We start from the raw sequence: 16,318 nt of genomic DNA on the forward strand, positions 1-16,318 counted from the left end.
CGGCCCGAAATAAGGCGCTCCCTACCTCTTGCGAAGCCGTCATGGCCCGTCTTTCCCCTCCCCTTGCGCTGCGCATCCTCAGCATCTGCAACTTCGCGCTCGGCAGCGCCTCGCTGGCCGTCGTAGGGGCCCAGGCCTCCATGGTGGGGTCCGGCATGACGGTCGCCGAGGCGGCGGAGCTGGTGGCTGTCTTCGCCCTGACCTTCTCGGTTGGCGCACCGCTTGCGCAACTCTTCGTCGGCCATCAGCGGCGGCGCGACGTGCTGATCGGAGGGCTGGTGATCCTGGCCCTCGGCTCGGTGCTGTGTGCTTTCGCGCCCAGCTACGGCTGGTTGCTGGCAGCGCGCGTGCTGGCCGGCATCGGTGCCACCGTGGTGGGGCCGATGGCTTCGTCGATCGGTGCGGGACTGGTGCCTGCCGAACGCCAGGGCCATGCGCTGGCCGTCGTGTTCAGCGGCATCGCCATCGCCAGCGTGCTTTCCGTGCCGATCGCTATCTGGGCGTCCGCGGCCTTCGGCTGGCGAGTCGTTTTCGGCGGCCTCGCCGTGCTCGCTGGCGCCGCCGCCCTGCTGGTCTGGTTGACCGTGGACGACCAGTCGCGCGGCGTCCGCCTCGATCTGCGCCGGTTGCTCCGCGCGCTCACCCACCCGGCCACCGGAACGGGGCTGGCGGTGATCTTCTTCCAGGTCTCCGCGTACTTCGTCACCTATACGCTGATCACAGCGTTGCTCCGCGACCGCTTCGGCGCCGACACGGCGACCGCTTCGGCCATCATGTTCGGCTTCGGCATCCTGGGTGTCGCCGGCAATTGGCTCGCGCAGCGCCTGGCGTTGCGCTTCGGCGCGAACCGACTGCTCTATGCCGCGATGGGCACGATGCTGCCCGTCTTCCTCGCACTGGCCGTCGTCCCGTCTTACTGGTGGGCACCCGTGCTACCGCTACTCGTATGGGCCCTCTCACAGGACGTGTTCTATCCCTCGCAGCAACGTCGCGTGGTCGAGCTGGAGCCCGAGATTCGCGGCCTCGTGCTCGCGCTCAATTCGTCAGGTCTGTTCGCTGGTATCGCCTTCGGTTCGTTCGTCGGAGGTCGCATCGCGCAGACCAGCGGCGTCGCCAACCTGCCGCTGGTCTCGCTCCTGCTGACGGCACTTGCCCTGGCGGCGCTAACGGTATCCCGTTATGCCGCCCGCAAGCATGCCGTTCAGGCCCGGTCGATGCGCGCGGCATAGCAGCCATACGCCGCGTAGTGCACGTGTGCGTAACGAACCGACGACATCGTGAACAGCCGCTCGATCGCTTCGTCCAGCAGCGTCCCGTCGACGAGCACCGCGCTGGCAATGTGGTCACGCTCGTCGAAACCGCGCAGGGCAAGCATCCGGGTGCGCAGCACCTCGGGTACCTCGTCGCTCACGGCGCAGGCTTCCATGGCGCCTTCGCGAATAAAGATCGCGTGGCTGGAGCGATACGGGGAGTCGGCAGGCTGGTGCGTGTGATTGAGCAGGAGCAAGGCTTCGCCGCGACGCGCGTTGCGTAGCTCGATCCGCTCGGGGTATCCGGTGTCGTTCGCGGCGATGACGCGGATCACGCCGCGCTTGGCAAGCTGCGAGTCATCGAGCCCGTAGAGCGAGGTGAACGGCTTCGGATCGATACCGGTGATGCGGAAAGACATGGCGTTGCTCCGTGGTGGGGTGTGGCCATGTTCCGCCCGCGCGAACGCTCCCACCATCCGGATCTTGCGTCACGTCGGGGTCTTTCCCTCACGGCGAAAACGCGCCGGCGTGCTGCCCATGACCCGGGTGAACGCCTTGCCGAAGGCCGATTCGGATCGGTAACCAACACGATCCGCCACCGCCCCGGCCGTCAACTCGCCACGGCGTAGAAGCTCTGCTGCCAGATGCATCCGCAGCAGGGTCAACACCTCATGCGGCGCGACGTTGCCGCGCGCCTCGAAGTGACGCGCAAACGTGGCGCGGGACATCGCCGCCTGTTCGGCGAGCGTCGCCACGGTCCACTCACGCTCCGGCTCGCGGAGCATGGCGAGCACGGCGCGGCTGAGTCGTGGATCGACCATCAACCCGAGCAGCGAGGGCGGCATGATCCCGTCACGCAACTGCGCACGCAGCGCAAAAACAAACAGTGCCTGGGTCAACGCGGTCACCACGGCCAGGGCACCCGGCTCCATGTGCGCCACTTCGTTGCGAAACATCGTGACGACGCCGGACAGGGCACCCAACCCGTGCTCGGTACCGAGGCGTACGTGCAGCACCTCGGGCAACGCGCTGAAAAGCAGACGTCCCGCGTCCGGCGCGAAGGTGAAGCGACCACAGAGCAGGTCGAGATCGGTGCTGCCCTCGGTGTTGCGCTTGATGCTGAAGGGACCGGCGTGATCGAGCGAGATCGCGGTGGTGACGTCCCGACCGCGAAGGTCGTGCACGCGGTGGCGTGTTCCCTGGGGGAGCACCAGCAGATCGCCCGCTTCCATAACCACCGTGTGTCCCGGCAGCTCCATCGCCGCGCTTCCGCCAAGCACCAGATGGAACGGCGCTTCGCCGGGCTCTGCGTCGACATGATCGAGGCTGAAGCCGCCGGCCAGCTGGCATCGCAGGTCGAGGGCGCCCTGCACCTGGGCCAGTTCGAGTACGCGGGTCAAGGCGTCCATGAGACGTTCGCGCCATTCATTGAGTGATATGAGTATTCATCCTCTCAGGCAGGCGAGCAACACTTTCTTCGCCCCCTTCGGAGAACCTCGTCCCATGAACACCACTGCCCGCCATGCCCTTAGCGCCTTCGTCCGTACCGAGCGCCTCGGCCCGAACCTCATGCGTATCGCCATCGCCATCGTCTTCCTCTGGATCGGCGCGCTGAAATTCGTTCCTTTCGAAGCCGACAGCATCACGCCCTTCGTCGCCAACAGCCCGGTGATGTCTTTCTTCTACAACCATCCCGACGAATACAAGGCGCACCTGACGCACGAAGGCCAGCTGGTGCCCGAGCAACGCGAATGGCAGACGGCGAACAACACCTATGGCTTCTCCACCGGCCTGGGCATGGTCGAGTGGACGATCGCACTGCTGGTGCTGTCGTATCCCCTGTCAAAGAAGCTCGGCTTGTTGGGTGCGTTCCTGTCCTTCGGCACCACCCTGGTCACCCTGTCCTTCCTCTTCACCACTCCCGAAGCATGGGTGCCCGCGCTGGGTGATGCACAGCATGGCTTCCCCTACCTCTCCGGTGCAGGACGCCTCGTGCTGAAAGACACCATGATGCTGGCAGGGTCCTGGATCATCGGCATCGACGCGGCCAAGGCGATCCTCGCCGGCGATCAGAAGCGATAACCGACGCTGACCCCATAGACCCAGGGATCGATGTGGGCGGTACCGATACCGGTGCCGCCCACTTTGACGTGGGAGTCGATATCGATCCAGCGCGCGTCGACGGTAAGCATCCAGCGCTCATCGAGTGCGATATCGACGCCGCCGTGCCAGGCCACACCCCAGCTATCGTTGAGTTCCACATGTTCGCCGTTCAGGGCGTTGTGACCTTTCGCATTGAAGAAATGCGTGTAGTTGATACCAGCGCCGAGGAAAGGCGACACCGTGTGGCCGGCGAAGAAGCGATAGTTGATCCCGACCACGGGAGGAAGCTGTTTTACGCTCGCCGCGCGCTGACAACCGAGGCGGACGTCATGCTGGAACGGCAGGGCCGCAAGCGCCTCGATACTCCATGACGATGTCATCAGGTACTCGATGCTGACCGAAGGACGCATGTTGCGCGTCGTGCTGGCGCGTATCCCTGCGAGATCGCCCGTGCCGGACGTCGGATCGACCACGTGCGCCCCGACGTGCACGATCCATGGCGATTCCACGCCCTGTGCGATCGAACCCGTGACAGGTGCGACGCACATGAGGGCGGCGATGATGCGATGTTTCAGGTGAGACACGTCGAACTCCTTGCCTGCTTGCATCGGTCGTAGTGACCGGATGCACACAGGTTAGGAATTCGCGTTGAGGGGCGTGCGGAATGTCGCGTCGGCGCGACAATCTGCCCGCCTGCGCGCCACGACGACGTTGCCTGTTACGACGCTACCTCTTACGGCATTACCGCTTACGGCATTGCCGGTTGGAGCGGCGCGGGCGGCGGAGCGACCGCTGCAGGCGGCAGGAACTTGTTCTGTGCGACGCGCACCACGGTTCCGACTATCAGCACCGCCATCACCAGGTTGGTAAAAACGAACAGGACGGGCGCAAGCTCGGCGATCGCACCCGTCAGTCCTCGCAAAGTCATGGTCAACGCGCTCCCCGAGAGCGCCGTGATGCCGAAGCTGAAAGCCCAGTAGCTGGACGCGAAGGGTTGCTTCGCAATCCATGGGAAGAGGCGAATCATCAAGAGCAACTGCACGAGGCCATAGCCCCAGGCGGCCTGCACCATCAGTTCCGGCGGGCCCTGTGTGTTCGCCAGCCACGCGGCGGCAGCGACCACTGGAGGCGCTAGCTGGATACCGAGGGTCGGCCTCAATGGCGGCGGCAAGGGCGTCGCGTTGAGCAGGCGGTTGACGATCACCGACTCCAGCGCGAGCCAGCTGAACACGCCGACCCCGAAGAAAAGGATTCCCCAGGAAGGGAATCCAAGCAGGCCCGCCGCCGCCGCGATAATCAGGTTACCGGCGACCGAAGGCAGGTAGATCACCGGGGTCGTCGTCGAGATATCGCGATCGCCCTGGAGCATGCCGCCGAAGCGCCATAGCGCGAAAGTCACCTGCCCTACGCCTCCGGCCAGCAGCGCGGCGACGGCCAGCCCGTGCGAATGCGGCGCCAGCACGATGCCCATCAAGGCACCCGACGACGGCACCAGGCCGATAAAGCAGCACTGCACCGGGTGCAAGGCCTCCTCGATGGCGGCACGCCGGTGAAAGAGCCACTTGTACGCATAGGCGAGCGTCAGCACGGCGCACACCACGAAGGCCACGGCCATGATGCTTTCGCCGATCGCCGAAGGAAGGCCCCACAGTCGCGACGCGCTACGCCAGTTGGCGCCAAGGCCGACAAGCCCAAGGACCATGCCGAAGAACGACGCGGGAATGGGACGTGGAAGAGCCATGGAACCCCCTTGCTGTGGACGGTGAGACGCAGGCGCCAGAAGTAGATCGTTTCGCGTATGTTCGGACGTACCCGGCAGGATCATGATCTTCCTACCGACGACGCAAGCCCGTGCCGCCGGCCATTCTGGAGACACCGTCATGCTCGACTGGCCTGAATATCGTAAAGAACTCGGTACCCGTATTGGAGAAATCGGCAAGCTCAGCCCCGATACGATCAAGGGCTACCAGACCTTGTCCGGCGCCGGCGCCAAAACCAACCACCTCGATGCCAAGACGCGCGAGCTGATCGCCCTGGCCGTCTCGGTCACCACCCGCTGCGATGGCTGTATCACCGTGCACACGGCCGAAGCGCTGAAGCATGGCGCAACGCGTGAAGAGATCGCCGAAGCCCTGGGTGTCGCCGTCGCCCTTAACGCCGGTGCCGCGCTGGTCTATTCCGCCCGCGTCATGGACGCCACCGAAGCGTATTCAAAAGCCTGACGGCTTGTCCTGCCTCGCCCCCCTTTAGGAGCCCTGTGGACCTTGTGGGAGCCGATTCATCGGCGATAGCTCATGTGGGAGCCGATTCATCGGCGATAGCTCATGTGGGAGCCGATTCATCGGCGATGGGTGCTCGCCACACCCTTTCAAGAGCATCGCCGCTGAAGCGGCTCCCACATGTCGGGTTTCTACATACGGTCGGGCACGTCGATGGCCAAAAGCCACAACGCCTTTTCCAGCGTGCGCAACGTCAGCATGCAGAATCCTAGCCGTGAGGCACGCGCCTCCGGATCCGCCTCGGCCAGCACCGGGCACTCCGCGTAAAACCGGCTGAAGCGCTGTGCGAGTCCGAACGCGTACTCGGCGATCACGCCCGGCTGCATCACCCGTTCCGCCTCGGCCACGACATCGCCGAAACCCAGGCATGCGATGACCAGAGCCCGCTCGCTATCCGCCAGCGGGACGCCTGCTTCGGATGCCATGCCGTCAGCTTTCGCCAGCAGCGACCGCAATCTGACGCACGCATATTGCAGATACGGCCCCGTGCGACCCTCGAAGGCCACCAGGCGATCGACGTCGAACACATAGCCGGATAAACGGTCTCCCGACAGATCCGCAAACTTGACCGCGCCCAAGCCGACACGCCGGGCAAGCGTCAGTTGGCCTGCTGAGTCCAGGCCGCTCCCATAACCGGATCCCTCGATCCGCTCGGCTGCCTTGCCCACGGCGGCGTCGAGAAGATCGGTCAGACGGGCCACGCCGCCATCGCGCGTCTTGAACGGCCGGCCGTCCGGACCATTCACGGTGCCGAAGCCCACGTGGATCAATGCCACGCCGGGGGCAATGCCTGCCTTCGCCGCCGCACGAAACACCTGCTCGAAATGCAACGCCTGTCGCTGGTCGACGACGTACACCACGCGTGCGAGGCCTTCATGCAGGGCCCGCGCTTCCAGCGTCGCGAGATCGGTGGTCGCATACAGCGCGGCACCATCGCGCTTGGCCAGAAGAAGGGGCGGCACGTCGAAAGCATCCTCCGGCGTAGCGACATCGACAACGATGGCTCCATCGCTTTCCCGCGCCACGCCGCTGGCGCGAAGTCGCTCGACGAGGGGCGCGATGGCGTCGCGCACGTCGCTCTCGCCGTCCAGCGCATCGAAGACGACACCGAGCTCCCGGAAGTCCGCTACCTGCGAAGCGAGACTCAATGCCCGAAGCGAACGCCACAATGCGAGAAGCCCGGGATCACCTGCCTGTAGCGTTGCCGTATCGGCGCGGGCTTCGGCCATCCGCCCGGGGTCGGTCCGGCAGGCGGCTGCGGCCTCCGGATACAGACGCTCGAGTTCGTCGAGGGTGACGGGCGGATTCGACGGAAAGGCATCCTGCGCCGTTGCCGCATGGAAGTACGGCAACGAAGGCTCCCGCCGCCGTATGGCTGCACTCAACATGCCCATTTGCAGGCCCCAGTCGCCCAGGTGCGCATCACCCAGCGTGCGCCAGCCCAGCGCGGCATGGATGCGACGCAGGCTCTCGCCAAGTACCAGCGAACGGAGATGGCCCACGTGCAGCGGCTTGGCAACGTTGGGGCCGCCAAAGTCGAGAATCACCAGCCGGCCACGCCCCGTATCGGGCACGCCCAGGTCCGGCCGCCCGGTCATGACCGCGGCGGACTGTGCCAGGTATGCCCCGGCCAGCGTGAGGTTGACGAAGCCGGCGCCGGCGACCTCGACCGCGGAAAAGATCGCGTCATTCCTGAGCAACCGGGCGATGTCTTCCGCAATAACGCGCGGTGGACGTCCGGTCTCGCGGGCGAGGCCGAGCGCGGCGTTGCACTGGAAATCGCCGAACGAAGGCCGGCCGGAAGGCTGCGCGCGAGCAAGAGCCAGGGGAAGGCCAAGGGTAGCGAATACAGCGGCAAGCGAGGCGTCGACCTGCGACGCCAGGGACAGGAACATGGACTTCTCCGAATACGACAGGCATGGGCGCACGCACGAGCGCGCCGGCGGGATCAGCGTGTCGTTCGTCGTCGGAGCAGTCTTGTGTCAGGCATGCACCCGATTAAGCCGAAAAAGGCGAGTCTTCGCAAGCAAGCAACGAATCCATGCGTATGCTCGAACCCAGATTATCGAGGAGACTCCTATGACGGCTTCAAAGCGACCCGGTGCGCACACCGTCGTGATCGTCGGCGGCGGCGCGGCGGGTATCGAACTGGCGGCACGGCTGGGCAAGCGCGGCGACCTTGACGTCGCCCTGGTCGACCGGGACAGCAGCCACTTCTGGAAGCCGAGGCTCCACGAGCTGGCGGTCGGCCTGCTGGGCGACGGCGAAGAAGCCGTGCCCTTCCTGGCTCACGCGCAGTCACATGGCTACCGCTTCGAGCCCGGCGCACTTCAGCGCGTCGACACGGCAGCAAAAACCATCGCCCTCGATGAAGTCCGTTTCCCGCTGACCGACGAAATCATCCTGCCGGCACGCAGCCTGAAGTACGACACCCTCGTGCTCGCCTTTGGCAGCCGGGTGAACGACTTCGGCACCCCCGGCGTCCTCGAATACTGCGACATGCTTGACAGCCCGGCACAGGCCATCGACCTGCGGCGCAAGCTCCTGGCTCTTGCGTTGCGGACGGCGGGCGATCCTGACAAACGCATCCGGGTCGGTATCGTCGGCGCGGGCGCGACCGGCGTCGAACTGGCCGCCGAGCTGCATCACGCCTTCAATGACATGCACCGCTACGGCGGCCTCGATCCGGCCAGCAAGCTGGACATCACGCTCATGGACATGGCGAAGCGGGTGCTTCCCAATGTCGATCCCCGCACGTCGGAATCGGCAGAGAAGATTCTGCTGCGCATGGGCGTCACCCTGCGCACGGGCGTCGGCGTGGACGAGGTGAAAGACGGCGCCTTCCACCTCTCCGATGGCAGCAGCGTGCCTTGCGACGTCCAGGTCTGGGCAGCGGGCGTTACCGGGCACGACATGGTCAAGGGACTCGGTCCGTTCGAACTGTCGAAAGACCGGCGCATCCTCGTCGATGCCCACCTCAGGGCCCAGGGTCTCACCGACATCTACGCGATGGGCGACTGCGCCTTCGCCACGACAACGCCCGGCGGCCCCAGCGTACCGCCCACCGCGCAGGCGGCTCATCAGCAGGCCACGTACCTGGCGCGCGCCCTGCCCCGTGCCCTGAGCGGCGAAAGCGTGGCGCCGTTCGTGTATCACTCCAAGGGCACCCTGGTGTCCCTGGGATCGCGCCAGGCAACGGGCGAGCTTCCCTCCGGCCCCAAGGGCAGATCGATCATCCCGATGCGCGGATGGTTGGCGAAGGTGCTCTACGTGTCGCTGCAGCAGCTGCACCGGGCGACACTTCATGGCTGGCCGAGGGCGACGGCACTGTGGCTGGCAGACTGGTTGCGAAACACGACGCTACCGCCGGTAAAGCTCCACTGAAAAAGGCAACCTCGCTCTCGTAGGAGGTGTTTTTCTTAGTCAAGCCGCGCGACGGTTGTTCAGTGGCTCGACACACAGATTGACGCGGTAACTAAGGACAGTAAGCGCATCCTCGACTTGATCCAGCTTCGCAAGACAAGCGTAATGGCATCCACCGACTCCTGCAGGGCTTCGGCATGGCGTTGGGGTGACGCGCCTCTGATGGACGGCATTGCCCTGCAAGCCGTCTGAAAATTCACGCAACAGCCCCCTCCAAGTCGCTATAACCCCAGCAAGCGAAGCGGGCTGTCCTCAGGATGGTGACGTGGGTCACGTCTGGCCGCTGGCTAAGCCGCTACGTTCCGCTGTCCCTTATCGAGGAGTCGCGATGCAACCCGCGTCCCTGCCCGCCGACGAACAACGCCGCCTCGAGCGCCTGCGCGCCCTGGCCGTGCTCGACACGGCACCGGAGCCGTTCTTCGACGAGATCGTGCGGGTGGCCACCCTGGTGACGGGCTCGCCGACCAACCTGGTCAGCCTGGTCGGCCCCGTGCCCGAGGAGCTGACAGCTACCCAACGCGAGATCCTTGCCACCCTGGCCGGATTGGTCGGCATGGCGCTGGACCAGCGGGAGACGGCTGGCGAACGTAATGCCGCGCTTGCGCGCGAAATCACCCTGGAACGCGACCTCCGCCGGTCGGCGGAGGAATGGGAGGCGCATCGGCGTCGGGCGGTAGCCTCCCTGGAAGCCAGCGAGCGTCGCTTCCGCCAGCTATTCCATTACAGCCTCGGCCTGATCTGCACCCATGACCTGGATGGCATCCTCCTCTCGGTGAATCCTGCCGCGGCCCGCTCACTGGGCTATCCGATCAACCGCCTCATGGGCCGTTCGCTCGCCGAGTTCATGCGACCCGAGATGGTCCCGGCGTTCGACGCGTACCTGCGTCGCATCGTCGATGAAGGCAGTGATTCAGGACGCCTCGAGCTGTGCGCAGCCAATGGCGAGTTGCGGATATGGGCATACCACAACGTGCTCGACGAGGATGACGACGAGCGCTATGTCCTCGGCCACGCCCAGGACATCACCGAGCAGCATCGCCAGGAACGCCAACTGCGCGAGTGGTCGCTCAGCGACCCGCTCACCCATTGCTTTAACCGCCGCTATCTCGGCCAGCTCGGTGAGCTGACGCGGGACGAATCGCTCGGCTGCATCACGGTCGATCTCGATCACTTCAAGGCAGTGAACGACACCTATGGTCATCAGCGCGGCGATGACGTGCTGGTGGACATGGCGAAGTTCCTGCGTGCACGGGTGCGGGACGAAGATGCCGTCGTTCGGCTGGGCGGTGACGAGTTCCTCGTCGTGCTGCGTAGTGCCGACGATATCCAGCTCGCCGAAGTAAGCGGCCGTCTCCGCGCCGAGGCCCGGGCGGCACCGATTGGATTCACCCTCGGCTCGGCGATCAAGGCGATCGGTATGCCGCTGGATGCGGCGCTTTCCAGCGCGGACCAAAAGCTTTACGAGGCGCGGGCGAGCCGCACCGCGCAGTAAGCAATGTGCGAGCCGCTTCAGCGGCGGCGAGGCAATGTGGGAGCCGCTTCAGCGGCGAAAAGCCAACGGAGCAGAGAAGCCCAAGCACTAACCACCGATGAATCGGCTCCCACAGAAAGCTTCGCCGATAAATCGGCTCCTACATTTCGTCGACTTTATTTTACGGCGTGCTCGAGCGCTTCGAAGTCTTCCTGCGACAGCTTCAGCGCGGCGCCCTTGACGTTCTCTTCCAGGTGGTCGGGGCTGCCCGTGCCAGGAATGGGCAGGATCACCGGCGACCGCTTGAGCAACCATGCCAGGGCAACCTGGCCGTCGGTCGCGTCGAGCCTCTTCGCGATCTTCGAAAGCACGGAACCTTCCTTGGCCAGTTCACCGGCAGCGAGCGGGAACCAGGGGATGAAGCCAATGTTGTGCTTGTCCGCGTAGTCGACCACTGCCTCGCTCTGGCGGTTGCCGAGGTTGTAGAGGTTCTGCACGGTCGCGACCTTGAAGAATTTCGAGGCGGCTTCGATCTGCTCCACATTGACCTCGGAAAGACCGACGTGCCGAATCAGACCTTCGTTCTGCATGTCGCGAATGACACCGAACTGCTCGTCCTGCGGAACCTTCTCGTCCACGCGATGCAATTGCCACAGGTCGATGCGCTCGACACCGAGACGGCGCAGGCTCATCAGAACGCACTGGCGCAGGTATTCGGGACGGCCAAGCGGTGCCCAGATGTCCGGACCGTGCCGGGTCAGGCCGCCCTTGGTCGCAATGACCAGACCCTTGTACGGATGGAGGACTTCGCGAATCAGGTCCTCGCTGACGTATGGGCCATAGCTATCAGCCGTGTCGATCAGGTTCACGCCAAGCTCGGGCAGCTTTGCCAGGGTCTCGCGCACGGCCTTCGGATTGGCCGGGTCACCCCAGATGCCCTTGCCGGTGATGCGCATGGCGCCGAAGCCGAGGCGATTGACCTCGAGGTCACCGCCGATCTTGAACGTGCCGCTCGCGGATGCGTTGATGCTTGCCATCTGTAGACTCCGTTACGTTGGGACGAGGGAAACTCAGACAGACATTGGTACGCCATCGGACGTTTAAAGGGCGTCGTGACAGGTCAGTGCAATGATGATCGACATCGTGAGAGTTTGCGTTCGAGTGAGCTCAAAGCAGAAACGCGCAAGTGGCGCAGGTTTCATCCAAAACGTCACTATCGTGTCATTTAAAGCCGCGCGGAAATCGCGTCGAGCAAACCATCGATCAGCTTCGCGTCGAGCGGCTCCCCGGCGAGCGCCCGCTCGACGCGATCGATGTCCGCGGCGATCGACGTCGCACCCCAGACCAGCGCCCCACCCTTGAGGCGATGGGCGAAATGAGCGGCCCGGATGAGGTCGCGATCAGTGAGCGCACCGCGAATGGCGTACACGTCAGCGAGGCATTCCTTGATGAAAGTGGCATCGATTTCGGACTCGGTGCGCGGCGCCACCAGGGCAGCTTTGAGGCCCTCGAGTGAAAGCGGCTTGCCGAGCACGGTATCGATGCCGCTCTCTTCGCAGCGTCGTATGTGCGCCTCGCCGTGGTTCGCCGAGATGGCGATGAAACGCGTGCGCGCACCGCCTGCCGAGCGCTCGCGGGCGCGCAATTCCGCGGCGATGTCGTAGCCGGACATATCCGGCAGTTCGCAGTCGAGCAATACGCCGACATAACGTCCCGCTTCAAAAGCGTCGATGGCCGCCTGTCCGTGGTCCACCGCGTGAGTCGCGTAACCGATGAACTTCAGCTGCGCCGCGATGATCTGCCGATTGGCCGGATGATCCTCAACAAGCAACACCGTGCCGACCGGATCGTCCTTGGCGATGTCGATAGCCTCTTCCCCTGCCACTGCCGTCACGGCGGGCACGAGGCTCGTCGGTAATTCGATACGGACGGCGGTACCCACGTCGACCTCACTGGTGAGATCCAGGCGACCGCCCAGGTGCGAAACGATATCGCGACAGATCGCGAGCCCGAGGCCCGTGCCGCCGAGCCGGGTGTCCAGTGCTCCATGCGATTGAGCGAATGCGCGGAACAACTCCCGTTGCCGATCCGCCGGCACGCCGATACCCGTGTCGAAAACCTCGACGACCAGCCGACGCACGCCATCGGCCGTCTCTTCGGTACCCTGCCAGAGGGCGATGCCGACATGTCCCTGCTGGGTGTACTTCACCGCGTTGGCCAGCAGGTTCTCCAGCACCTGGCGCAGGCGTGTTTCATCCAGGAGCAGCCACGGCAACGCGCCCATGGGGAGATCGAGGCGGACGCCCAGGGCTTTCGCCTCGATCGACGGGCGTTGTGACTCGATGACCTGCCGCGCCACGGCGACGACGTCGCACGACACGGGATCCGGTGTGAATCCCTGGACCTCGGATCGCGTGTAGTCGAGGGCGCTTTTCAGGAGTGTACGCAGGTTGCGACTGCTCGCCTGGGCGATTGCCATGAGATCGCGCTGAGGACCCTCGAGCGGTTGCCGGGCCATGAGGTCGATGGACGACACGACCGCATTCACCGCGTTGCGCACCTCGTGACTCATCACCGCGAGCAGCATGGTCTTCTGTTGTTCGCCTCGCTGCGAGGCCAGCTGCGCGCGCCGCATCTGCCAGAGCGCGAAGAACAGGGCCAGCAACAAGGCGGCGCCCAGGACGATCTCGCCCCGATACACCGAAACGACCTGGGACAGGGTAGGCGCACGCAGGTAGGCGGCTTCGAGCCACCGTTCGATCACGGCCTCGTTTTCGTCGGCGGTGATCCGGCGCATGCCCCCATCGAGAATTTCCAGTAGCTCCGGTTCGTCGCGCTGGACGACCACCCTCACCGTCACCGGCATCTCCGGCACGTCGCCGGCGATACGCAGGCTGGAACCGTAGTCGCGCCGCACGATCGGGTGGTACGCGACGTCCATGCCTACGGCGGCGTCCGCGATGCCGCTCTCCACGGCCGCCAGGACCTCGTGGATGTCATCCAGCGGAAGCCGTGTGACCAGCGGGTGCTCGCGCCTGAGCCAGCTTTCGTAGGCGCCACCGCCTTTGAAGGCGACGGTATGACCGTCCAGGTCGCGCATTGTCATCGTCGCCGGCCCGACGGTTCGCGCCACGATCAGCGTGCGCCCCACATAGAACGGCGCTGAAAGAATGGCGCGGTCGCCCAGGTCCGCAACCACCATGCGATCGCTGATCGACGGCAGCAGATCCACCCTATGCTCGGTGAAGGCCTTGACGGACTCTTCCCAGGACCGGGTACGCAACGTCTCGAACCGGACGCCCGTGTGCTCCGCCACCAGCCCCAGGTACTGGCCAACGAGCGGATTGGCCTCCCCGCCACGAATCTCGGCGCCCTGCTGCGGGTCGAGCGCAAGACGCAACACCGGATGCTTCGCAACCCACCGCTCGCGGTCCGGGTCCGGGGAGTCGGTCGCACCGGAGGCGTTCATGGCAAAGGCGACCAGGCCCAGGACGATCCATCGCCTCACTTCGGTGGCGCCTCGCTGTCCGACGCCAGCAGGTACGAGCGCAGCATGTGCAGTTCATTGTCCGCGCCGATATCCAGCTTCCGGTAGGCCGCTGTCTTCTGCGTACTCACCGTCTTAAGGCTGCGGTTGAACTTGTTCGCTATCTGCGTGATGGACAGGCCCTCGAGTACACAGCGGATCACTTCCCACTCGCGGGGCGATAGCCCGGCCATGGGGTGATCCGCCAGTCCGCTGAGCATACCCGGTGGCAGATATTCGCGGCCGGTCATCACCGCATCGATGGCACGAATGACCTCGTCCGGCTCCTGGCTCTTGGTAACGAAGCCGTGTGCACCGGCCTGCAAAAGACTGCGAATGACCAGGCGCGAACCGTGCGCCGAGACCACGAGGATCTTCAGCGCCGGATGCGATGCCAGCAGCAACCGGATCAGGGCGGCACCGTCGATATCGTCCATGGCCAGGGAATAGTCGATCAGCGCGACGTCCACCGGCATGGCAGCCAGCATCGCCCTGAAAGGTTGGCTGCTGCCGTGGCTGCCAACGATCAGTATCGAAGGAATTTTCTCAAGGTGCGCGGTGAGCCCCTTAAGGACGAGCGCATGATCGTCCAGCAAGGCCACGCGCACTGAGCCGGTATAGGTTCGCGCGGACATGGATCGATCGGGGAACTGCCTTGTAGTCATATGCCCTGCCTCTCAAGCGGAGCGGGATGAACCATATATCGGCCATGGCGGCTTGTAAACGTCGCTTTTACGTGGCCGCCGGTGGCCGAACCGGTTCCTGCCGCGAATGTGCATCGGCCATTCGTCTACCTCCGTAAGCCGTACAGGCAACCGGCGGGTGGATTGGTAACCTCTCATCGCCCCGCACGACGGGGTCATCGGGCCACTGAGGGGAAGGACGCGGGCATGGATACAGTAAGCCGCAGGCCGGCCGGCACCACTGCCGTGCGCGAAGCCGCCGTCGACGACCGGCCTTACGACGTTGCTCGCGACGCCGTGACGCTGTCACTGGACACGGTGCGCATCGGCATCGTCGGGTTGGGATACGTGGGCCTGCCGTTAGCCGTCGAATTCGGCAAGCGCTACGCAACCCTCGGATTTGACATCAATTCCGGGCGCATCGACGAGCTTCGTCGTGGCCATGACGTCACGCTCGAAGTGGACGGCGACGAGCTGGTGGCATCCCGTCGCCTGCGCTTTTCCTCAGGTACCGAGGATCTGGCGGAGTGCGATGTCTACATTGTCACGGTCCCTACCCCGATCGACGATGCGCGCCGCCCCGACCTCACGCCGCTTATCCGGGCGAGCGAAACCCTGGGCAAGGTGCTCAAGCGTGGCGACATCGTGGTGTATGAATCCACCGTCTACCCGGGGTGCACCGAAGAGGTCTGCGTACCGATCCTCGAGAAAGTTTCCGGCCTGGTGTTCAACGAAGATTTTTTTGCCGGGTACAGCCCCGAGCGCATCAATCCCGGCGACAAGACCCACCGGGTTACGGGAATTCTCAAGGTTACCTCGGGTTCGACGCCCGCCACGGCCGATTTCGTCGACGCCCTTTACCGCTCGGTGATCACGGCCGGCACGCATAGGGCGAGCTCACTGAAGGTCGCCGAGGCCGCCAAGGTCATCGAGAATACCCAGCGCGACCTCAACATCGCCCTGGTCAACGATCTCGCCATCCTTTTCAACAAGCTGGGCATCGATACCCTCGAGGTGCTCGAAGCGGCTGGCACGAAGTGGAACTTCCTGCCCTTCCGGCCCGGCCTCGTGGGCGGGCACTGCATCAGCGTCGATCCCTATTACCTGACGCACAAGGCACAGCAGGTTGGCCACCACCCCGACGTGATCCTCGCAGGCCGACGCACCAATGACGGCATGGGTACCTATATCGCCTCGGAAGTGGTCCGCCTGATGGTCCGCAAGGGCATCAACCCCGTGCGCGCACGTGTGCTCATCCTCGGGCTGGCCTTCAAGGAGAACTGCCCGGACCTGCGCAACACCCGTGTGGTCGACATCATTGGCGCCCTGGATGCCTATGGCGTCGGCGTGGACGTTCATGATCCCTGGGTACGCGCGAGCGAAGCCGAGCACGAATACGGCATCACGCCCATGGCCGATCCTGCGCATGGTGCCTATGACGCCGTCGTGGTTGCGGTGGGGCATCGCGAGTTCGTCGCCCTGGGTGCCGCAGGCATTCGCGCATTCGGCAAGGTCGAGTCCGTGGTTTATGACGTCAAGTACGTCTTGCCGCGTGACGCCGTGGACGGACGCCTTTGATCACG

Annotated in this window: 14 protein-coding genes; 6 read left to right on the top strand and 8 right to left on the bottom strand. The window is 64.7% G+C overall.

Translation table 11 applies throughout. From position 1 onward, the window contains the following. Positions 1 to 41: 41 nt before the first annotated feature. Positions 42 to 1,229 (top strand): MFS transporter, encoded by a 1,188-nt coding sequence (locus ACVWWJ_RS13745; protein WP_159894064.1) that lies wholly within the window; start codon positions 42 to 44, stop codon positions 1,227 to 1,229. Here the strand turns inward: ACVWWJ_RS13745 and ACVWWJ_RS13750 are convergent. Continuing rightward, positions 1,202 to 1,669, bottom strand: a complete 468-nt coding sequence (locus ACVWWJ_RS13750) for a DUF1203 domain-containing protein (RefSeq protein ID WP_456968321.1) — start codon at positions 1,667 to 1,669, stop codon at positions 1,202 to 1,204. The two genes, ACVWWJ_RS13745 and ACVWWJ_RS13750, sit on opposite strands and share 28 nt — an antisense overlap. A gap of 69 nt (positions 1,670 to 1,738) precedes the next feature. Then, on the bottom strand, positions 1,739 to 2,659 hold the full coding sequence (locus ACVWWJ_RS13755) for an AraC family transcriptional regulator (protein ID WP_456968322.1): 921 nt from the start codon (positions 2,657 to 2,659) through the stop codon (positions 1,739 to 1,741). Positions 2,660 to 2,753: 94 nt separating this feature from the next. On the opposite strand from ACVWWJ_RS13755, the gene rclC reads away from it, so the two are divergent. Next, positions 2,754 to 3,332 carry a reactive chlorine resistance membrane protein RclC gene (gene rclC / locus ACVWWJ_RS13760; RefSeq protein WP_456968323.1) on the top strand — a complete coding sequence of 193 codons (579 nt, stop codon included), beginning with the start codon at positions 2,754 to 2,756 and terminating at the stop codon, positions 3,330 to 3,332. On the opposite strand, the gene ACVWWJ_RS13765 is transcribed toward rclC, so the two are convergent. Together ACVWWJ_RS13765 and tehA are read right to left on the bottom strand one after the other, a co-directional pair. Beyond that, positions 3,320 to 3,937 carry an OmpW/AlkL family protein gene (locus tag ACVWWJ_RS13765; RefSeq protein WP_456968324.1) on the bottom strand — a complete coding sequence of 206 codons (618 nt, stop codon included), beginning with the start codon at positions 3,935 to 3,937 and terminating at the stop codon, positions 3,320 to 3,322. The two genes, rclC and ACVWWJ_RS13765, sit on opposite strands and share 13 nt — an antisense overlap. A 164-nt stretch (positions 3,938 to 4,101) precedes the next feature. Further along, positions 4,102 to 5,094, bottom strand: coding sequence for a dicarboxylate transporter/tellurite-resistance protein TehA (gene tehA / locus ACVWWJ_RS13770; RefSeq protein ID WP_456968325.1), 993 nt, complete (start codon positions 5,092 to 5,094; stop codon positions 4,102 to 4,104). A gap of 139 nt (positions 5,095 to 5,233) precedes the next feature. Between tehA and ACVWWJ_RS13775 the strand changes: the two genes are divergently transcribed. Continuing rightward, positions 5,234 to 5,575: a carboxymuconolactone decarboxylase family protein gene (locus ACVWWJ_RS13775; protein WP_456968326.1), complete on the top strand. Its 342-nt coding sequence runs from the start codon at positions 5,234 to 5,236 to the stop codon at positions 5,573 to 5,575. A 188-nt stretch (positions 5,576 to 5,763) separates the two neighbouring features. On the opposite strand, the gene argS is transcribed toward ACVWWJ_RS13775, so the two are convergent. Beyond that, complete coding sequence (gene argS / locus ACVWWJ_RS13780) at positions 5,764 to 7,527, bottom strand: arginine--tRNA ligase (protein ID WP_456968327.1); 1,764 nt, start codon at positions 7,525 to 7,527, stop codon at positions 5,764 to 5,766. A gap of 184 nt (positions 7,528 to 7,711) precedes the next feature. Between argS and ACVWWJ_RS13785 the strand changes: the two genes are divergently transcribed. Then, complete coding sequence (locus ACVWWJ_RS13785; protein WP_159894077.1) at positions 7,712 to 9,016, top strand: NAD(P)/FAD-dependent oxidoreductase; 1,305 nt, start codon at positions 7,712 to 7,714, stop codon at positions 9,014 to 9,016. 367 nt (positions 9,017 to 9,383) lie between these two features. Continuing rightward, entirely contained in the window at positions 9,384 to 10,547 is a 1,164-nt protein-coding gene (locus tag ACVWWJ_RS13790; protein WP_456968328.1) for a GGDEF domain-containing protein, read from the top strand. A 155-nt stretch (positions 10,548 to 10,702) separates the two neighbouring features. Here the strand turns inward: ACVWWJ_RS13790 and ACVWWJ_RS13795 are convergent, their stop codons facing one another. The 3 genes from ACVWWJ_RS13795 to ACVWWJ_RS13805 all read right to left on the bottom strand — a co-directional run bounded on the left by ACVWWJ_RS13795 (position 10,703) and on the right by ACVWWJ_RS13805 (position 14,687). Then, positions 10,703 to 11,563, bottom strand: a complete 861-nt coding sequence (locus ACVWWJ_RS13795) for an aldo/keto reductase (RefSeq protein ID WP_456968329.1) — start codon at positions 11,561 to 11,563, stop codon at positions 10,703 to 10,705. Between the two features lie 188 nt (positions 11,564 to 11,751). Then, positions 11,752 to 14,034, bottom strand: coding sequence for an ATP-binding protein (locus ACVWWJ_RS13800; protein WP_456968330.1), 2,283 nt, complete (start codon positions 14,032 to 14,034; stop codon positions 11,752 to 11,754). Continuing rightward, positions 14,031 to 14,687: a response regulator transcription factor gene (locus tag ACVWWJ_RS13805; protein WP_159894105.1), complete on the bottom strand. Its 657-nt coding sequence runs from the start codon at positions 14,685 to 14,687 to the stop codon at positions 14,031 to 14,033. The genes ACVWWJ_RS13800 and ACVWWJ_RS13805 overlap by 4 nt, the downstream gene beginning before the upstream one ends. A gap of 357 nt (positions 14,688 to 15,044) precedes the next feature. On the opposite strand from ACVWWJ_RS13805, the gene tviB reads away from it, so the two are divergent. Further along, positions 15,045 to 16,313 (top strand): Vi polysaccharide biosynthesis UDP-N-acetylglucosamine C-6 dehydrogenase TviB, encoded by a 1,269-nt coding sequence (gene tviB / locus ACVWWJ_RS13810; protein ID WP_456969713.1) that lies wholly within the window; start codon positions 15,045 to 15,047, stop codon positions 16,311 to 16,313. Positions 16,314 to 16,318: the final 5 nt, after the last annotated feature.

The sequence above is a fragment of the Luteibacter sp. HA06 genome, from assembly GCF_054061215.1.

Excerpts from the sequence above, each read along its gene's own strand:
- ACVWWJ_RS13745 (WP_159894064.1), top strand. The coding sequence starts at position 42 with ATGGCCCGTCTTTCCCCTCCCCTTGCGCTGCGCATCCTCAGCATCTGC.
- ACVWWJ_RS13750 (WP_456968321.1), bottom strand. The coding sequence starts at position 1,669 with ATGTCTTTCCGCATCACCGGTATCGATCCGAAGCCGTTCACCTCGCTC.
- ACVWWJ_RS13755 (WP_456968322.1), bottom strand. The coding sequence starts at position 2,659 with ATGGACGCCTTGACCCGCGTACTCGAACTGGCCCAGGTGCAGGGCGCC.
- rclC (WP_456968323.1), top strand. The coding sequence starts at position 2,754 with ATGAACACCACTGCCCGCCATGCCCTTAGCGCCTTCGTCCGTACCGAG.
- tehA (WP_456968325.1), bottom strand. The coding sequence starts at position 5,094 with ATGGCTCTTCCACGTCCCATTCCCGCGTCGTTCTTCGGCATGGTCCTT.
- ACVWWJ_RS13775 (WP_456968326.1), top strand. The coding sequence starts at position 5,234 with ATGCTCGACTGGCCTGAATATCGTAAAGAACTCGGTACCCGTATTGGA.
- argS (WP_456968327.1), bottom strand. The coding sequence starts at position 7,527 with ATGTTCCTGTCCCTGGCGTCGCAGGTCGACGCCTCGCTTGCCGCTGTA.
- ACVWWJ_RS13785 (WP_159894077.1), top strand. The coding sequence starts at position 7,712 with ATGACGGCTTCAAAGCGACCCGGTGCGCACACCGTCGTGATCGTCGGC.
- ACVWWJ_RS13790 (WP_456968328.1), top strand. The coding sequence starts at position 9,384 with ATGCAACCCGCGTCCCTGCCCGCCGACGAACAACGCCGCCTCGAGCGC.
- ACVWWJ_RS13795 (WP_456968329.1), bottom strand. The coding sequence starts at position 11,563 with ATGGCAAGCATCAACGCATCCGCGAGCGGCACGTTCAAGATCGGCGGT.
- ACVWWJ_RS13805 (WP_159894105.1), bottom strand. The coding sequence starts at position 14,687 with ATGTCCGCGCGAACCTATACCGGCTCAGTGCGCGTGGCCTTGCTGGAC.